This is a genomic window from Sulfuricurvum sp. (assembly GCF_019163035.1).
Lineage (GTDB): Bacteria > Campylobacterota > Campylobacteria > Campylobacterales > Sulfurimonadaceae > Sulfuricurvum.
Genome location: NZ_JAFLKV010000138.1, coordinates 1 through 5,111 on the forward strand (window position 1 = coordinate 1; position 5,111 = coordinate 5,111).

Consider the following 5,111-nt stretch of genomic DNA (forward strand, 5'->3'; position numbering starts at 1 on the left):
CCGACATCGACGATGAAATCAAAATCGGGAAACTCGGTTAAAAAGCCGTTTCCGATGATCGAGGTATTGCCCAAACCGTAGCTCAAAAATCCTCTCCACCCTTTATAATAGATCGTCATAGTAGATCGTTTCGTGCCGAGCAAGGCTACGATGTGTTTAGTGGAGAGATTATCGAGGGTATTATCGACACCTTCTTTGAAAAACTCTTTTTTCATTTTATGGAGAGCTTCATCCAATAGAATATTGGCGTTCGGGAGAAAGCGCATAGTTGCCGCCTCTTCGAGCATAGAGAGTTTGTAGGCACGGTCTTCATCACTGAACATGACACGGCTAAGCTCTTTGGCATCAGAGATGAGACGCATACATACTTTTCCGTACTCGAAATCGTCCTCTTCATCTTGGTGCCAGAGATCGACGGCATTGACCACTTTGACAAACGCCTCTAACCATCCTCCACCTTGCAACCCATAATGCTCTAATGCGTATTCATAAACGATTTTAGTTGCACAACGCTCGGTATCTAAAAAGTACCACGGATATTGTGCCGCCGTATCTTTTCCGCTTCCGTGGTGATCGAGGAGGGTGATCGTGATCGTCCATCCGCTCTCATTGAGACGATTGACTTCCGTGTTAAGCCATCGTGCTTCATCAGGGTAGAGGTTAAGATCACTAATGAGGATAGTAGCTGTTTGTTTTGTTTTTTTGATTAACTCGATAATCTCTTCGAGACGATCCATCACTTCGGCGCCGTAGTTGGCGTTGTAGCTAAACATAGTATGTTCTGTTTGTGCCATTACAAGTTGGCAGCTGTAACCGTCGAGATCGATGTGGGAGAGGTGGTAAAACGTTGTTGTCATGAATTTCCTATTTGGTATCTAAAGTGATGGAGCCGAGTACTTCGAATTTAGCATTTGAATCGATTTCAGCATGGGAGAGGGTGACGATATCAAGACTAAAGCGCTCATAAATCTCAGCCAACGGACGGCGGAGTTTCGGATCGACGATGACGATAATCGGTGAGATCCCTTTTTGGAGGAGTTCCGTCGCTTTTTGACTGGTGGCTTGGATGAGACCGTTGATCTCCCCGACGTTGAGTAGAAGTTGACGAGTACCGTCACGCTCTTGGGATTTTTCCAACATCATCTGCTCGCTCATCGTATCAAAGGTGAGGAGTTTGATGATCCCATCAGGACTGGTATAGAGCTGTGTGATGATACGGGAGAGTTTGGCACGGACGTGTTCGGTGATGATATCGACACTTTTGGTGTATTCGCTTACATCCGCCATGGTTTCCAAAATCGTAATCATATCTTTGAGAGGGACACGCTCGTGCAAGAGCGCTTTGAAAACACGTTGAATAAGACCGATATTAGCCACTTTGAGGAGATCGTCCACCACAACCGGATAGTCATTTTTGATTTTTTCAATGAGTGCTTGGGTCTCTTGACGGGTGAGAAGCTCTTCGGCGTGGCGTTTCACCAACTCACTCATGTGGGTGGAGATAACGGTTGCCGGATCGACGACGGTATAGCCGTTGATGATCGCATCTTCTTTGAGAGCAGGGTCAATCCAGAGTGCATCGAGACCGAATGCAGGCTCTTTGGTCGGTTCACCTACGATTTCCCCCATTGCCATTCCGCTGTCCATCGCGAGGTAGCGATCGGGTTGGATGAGTCCGTCACCGATGTTGACCCCTTTGAGGAGGATTTCATACTGGGTCGGTTTGAGATGGAGGTTATCGCGGATACGAACCTGCGGCATCAAAAAGCCGAAATCGGAAGCGATTTTACGCCGCATAGATCGGATACGCTCCAACAAATCTCCCCCCTGCGAACTGTCAGCGAGGCGGATGAGTTGATAGCCGAGGGTGAGTTCGAGCATTTCGATTTTGAGAATATCTTCGAGTGCCGCCTCTTCTTCTTTGGCGATTTCTTCGTTGCTTTTTTTACGCGGTGCGGATGATGTAGTCCCCTCGGCGGCCCCTGCTGTCCCCGTAGTTGAAGAGCCGTCTTTTTTCATAACGCTTGGAGCGGAGGTGAGGACGAGATCCCCTTTTTCGTATTTATACAGGGCGTATCCCAATCCGGCGAAAATGAGGCCGACAAATCCGAGGGAGAGTGTCGGCAACCCCGGAACCATGGCGAACATGAGCATGATAAACCCGACGATAATCATAACGCGGGCATTTCCCATAAGCTGATTGATACTGCCCTCGGCGAAGTTTCCGCCCGTATCGCTGGAACCCCGTGTTATCATAATACCGGTAGCAGTCGAGATGATGAGGGCAGGTACTTGTGATACTAATCCATCCCCGATGGTGAGAATAGTATAGGTTTGTGCACTTGTAGCTACGTCGAGGTCGAATTGAAAAATTCCGATCAAAAATCCGCCGATGATGTTGATCATGGTGATGATGATCCCCGCAACCGCGTCCCCTTTGATAAATTTACTCGATCCGTCCATGGCTCCATAAAAGTTGGCATCTTGCAAAATCTCAGCACGGCGGCGTTTCGCCTCTGACTCATCGATAAGACCGCTGTTGAGATCGGCATCAATCGCCATCTGTTTTCCGGGCATTGCATCGAGAGTAAAGCGCGCTGCAACTTCGGCGACGCGTCCTGAACCTTTGGTGATAACCATAAAGTTGATCAAGACCAAGATGGTAAAGACGATAACCCCGATGACCATATTCCCGCCGACAACGAAGTTTCCAAAACTGGTAACGATATCACTTACCGCTTCGGGCCCCTCGTGACCGTGACTCAAAATCATCCGCGTGGTAGAGATATTAAGCGATAGCCGAAAGAGGGTGATAACGAGCAAAAGGGTCGGAAAGGTAGTTAAATCGGTCGGTTTAGGGATATAAAGGGAGATGAGCAATATAAGAACCGAGATCGCAATGACGATAGCAAGGAGAAAATCAAGCATCGCACTGGGCATCGGGACGATAATAATCGCCAAAATTGCCATAACAAAAAAGACAACACTAAGGTCACGCGAAGCGAAAATGGCAGATAGTACTGTTTTAACGTCAGGCGTTCTATTCTTTGCTTTTGCCAAACATTACTCTTCTAAAATGGCTTCGAGGGTCAGGATGCCTAAAAAAGCGTCCACTTTCCCTTGTAATCGGTTCAGAAACGGCCATAAACCGCAACTAAGAGCTTTATTGGAGGGACAATCTTCCAACGAGGGGGAACAGCTAAATACCGCAGGGCTTTTCCCCTCAGCCGCCTCCATCACTTCTAATACGGTGATCTCACGGCTGTGACGGGCGAGCTCAAATCCTCCGTTAACCCCTTTGTAAGAGTTGAGAATCCCTTGACGCGCTAAGGATTGGAGAATTTTGGCTAAAAAACTTTTAGAGATGTTCAGATCTTTAGAGAGGGTATCCGCATCGAGAGGGTGTCCCGCTTTGGCTAAAACGATCAGCGACAACAGTGCGTATTCACTCGCTTTAGTCATTAGCATCTAAAACATCCTTCGGTAATCAAAAAGTTATTATAGCTAAAAATAATTAGAGGTGACTTGCGGAGTGCTTTAGCGAAAAAACGGTTTTTTTTGGCTATAATTCCGACCCTGCTTGAAAAAAATGTTTTTCGAGTAAATTTAACTACCCATCAGGAGGCTATTATGGCTTTAGATACGGCAAACAAAACAGAAATTATCAAACAATACCAAAGAACTGAAGGTGATACCGGTTCAAGTGAAGTACAAATCGCACTTCTTTCAACTCGTATCGCTGCTCTTACTGAGCATTTGAAAGTATTCAAAAAAGACCATTCATCACGTCTTGGTCTTTTGAAATTGGTTGGTCAACGTCGTCGTTTGATGCGTTATTTGAAACGTACAAACCGTGCGGTTTACAACAAATTAGTTACTGATCTCGGTATCCGCGACAATATCTAATCCCTTCTTCCCCGATTTTCGGGGAAACTCTTCATTTCAATAACTTCTTTATTTTTTAAATACTAAATCAATCAAACATCGTGATGATAATGTTCTAATACCCGTTTGTACTCTTCGTACACTTGCGCAGGTGTGAGTGATGTTTTATACATTTTAAGAATTTGACGTATAAAGTCGAGCGGATATTCGATAGTAAGACCTGCATTACGTGCATAAATTCTGGCTAATGTTTCGTACATACCCTCATAAATATCAGGTTCTTCCATTTTGAGTCGCTCTAAATTTTCTTGGGCTTGGATCAGTTTTGCATCGTTAAACTCACCTCGTTCATTGATCGTTTTACGAAGCTCCACATATTCTTTTAAATTTTTGCGGTTTAAGACATAATTGGTAAACAGTTCTATAAGTGACATTTAGACTCCTTGATAAATTATTCAGTGCAATTATTGTACGCCTATATCGTAGCAACAGTGTAGCAGAATGAAAAGAAACCCTTATACTCCGAAAATCTTCTTCGCTCTCTCCAAATCTTCCACCGTATCGATCCCAAACCCACTACTCGCCACTTTTACCATCGAGATTTTTTTGCCGTGATAGAGGGCGCGGAGCTGTTCGAGTTTTTCGATGTCTTCCAGCGGTGCTTCGCCGAGGGCGCAGAAATCGTGGAGCGATTTTTTGGTAAATCCGTAGATTCCGATATGTCCGAAATACGACGCTTCCCCGCTACGATCAAACGGGATCGGAGAACGGGAGAAATAGATCGCGTTATGATCGATATCGGTAATAACCTTTACAAGATTAGGGTCTTGTGCCGATTCGCTATTGATCGCGTTGTAGCAGCTTCCCATGATGAACGGAGCATTTAGCGCTTTGAGGGCATTGAGACGCTCGATCAGGAGTTCGAGCACTTCCGTTTCGATAAACGGCTCATCTGCTTGGACGTTGATGATGAGTTCATCATCCGGAACATCGATGATCTGAGCGCATTCGTTGATACGGTCGGTTCCGCTTTTATGCGTGGTGGAGGTGAGACGCGCTTCGACACCGTGAGCAGCGCAGATGTCGAGGATTTTTTCATCGTCACATGCGACGACGACACGGTCGATAGACTCGACCCGTTTGGCGGTACGGATCACCATAGGCAAACCGCCGATATCGGCTAAAACTTTTTCGGGGAAGCGGGTTGAGGCGAGACGGGCAGGGAT

General features: G+C 46.1%; 6 protein-coding genes. 1 reads left to right on the plus strand and 5 read right to left on the minus strand.

Annotated features, from left to right (window positions below; genetic code table 11):
- The 3 genes from JZU62_RS10070 to JZU62_RS10080 form a co-directional block, all read right to left on the minus strand.
- On the minus strand, positions 1-857 hold an 857-nt coding region (locus JZU62_RS10070), incomplete at its 3' end, for a phosphoesterase (protein ID WP_295014410.1).
- 7 nt (positions 858-864) lie between these two features.
- Positions 865-3,009, minus strand: coding sequence for a flagellar biosynthesis protein FlhA (gene flhA, locus JZU62_RS10075; RefSeq protein ID WP_295014420.1), 2,145 nt, complete (start codon positions 3,007-3,009; stop codon positions 865-867).
- A 54-nt stretch (positions 3,010-3,063) separates the two neighbouring features.
- Positions 3,064-3,468 carry an Rrf2 family transcriptional regulator gene (locus tag JZU62_RS10080; RefSeq protein ID WP_295014412.1) on the minus strand — a complete coding sequence of 135 codons (405 nt, stop codon included), beginning with the start codon at positions 3,466-3,468 and terminating at the stop codon, positions 3,064-3,066.
- Between the two features lie 162 nt (positions 3,469-3,630).
- On the opposite strand from JZU62_RS10080, the gene rpsO reads away from it, so the two are divergent.
- Positions 3,631-3,906 (plus strand): 30S ribosomal protein S15, encoded by a 276-nt coding sequence (gene rpsO, locus JZU62_RS10085; protein WP_295014414.1) that lies wholly within the window; start codon positions 3,631-3,633, stop codon positions 3,904-3,906.
- A 71-nt stretch (positions 3,907-3,977) separates the two neighbouring features.
- On the opposite strand, the gene JZU62_RS10090 is transcribed toward rpsO, so the two are convergent.
- Together JZU62_RS10090 and kdsB are read right to left on the minus strand one after the other, a co-directional pair.
- The gene (locus tag JZU62_RS10090; protein ID WP_295014416.1) at positions 3,978-4,319 is read right to left on the minus strand and encodes a hypothetical protein; all 342 of its coding nucleotides are present in this window, start codon (positions 4,317-4,319) and stop codon (positions 3,978-3,980) included.
- 81 nt (positions 4,320-4,400) lie between these two features.
- A partial coding sequence (gene kdsB / locus JZU62_RS10095; RefSeq protein WP_295014418.1) for a 3-deoxy-manno-octulosonate cytidylyltransferase occupies positions 4,401-5,111 on the minus strand: 711 nt, incomplete at its 5' end.

Coding starts and splice junctions, on each gene's coding strand:
- JZU62_RS10080 (WP_295014412.1), bottom strand. CDS start 3,468: ATGCTAATGACTAAAGCGAGTGAATACGCACTGTTGTCGCTGATCGTT.
- rpsO (WP_295014414.1), top strand. CDS start 3,631: ATGGCTTTAGATACGGCAAACAAAACAGAAATTATCAAACAATACCAA.
- JZU62_RS10090 (WP_295014416.1), bottom strand. CDS start 4,319: ATGTCACTTATAGAACTGTTTACCAATTATGTCTTAAACCGCAAAAAT.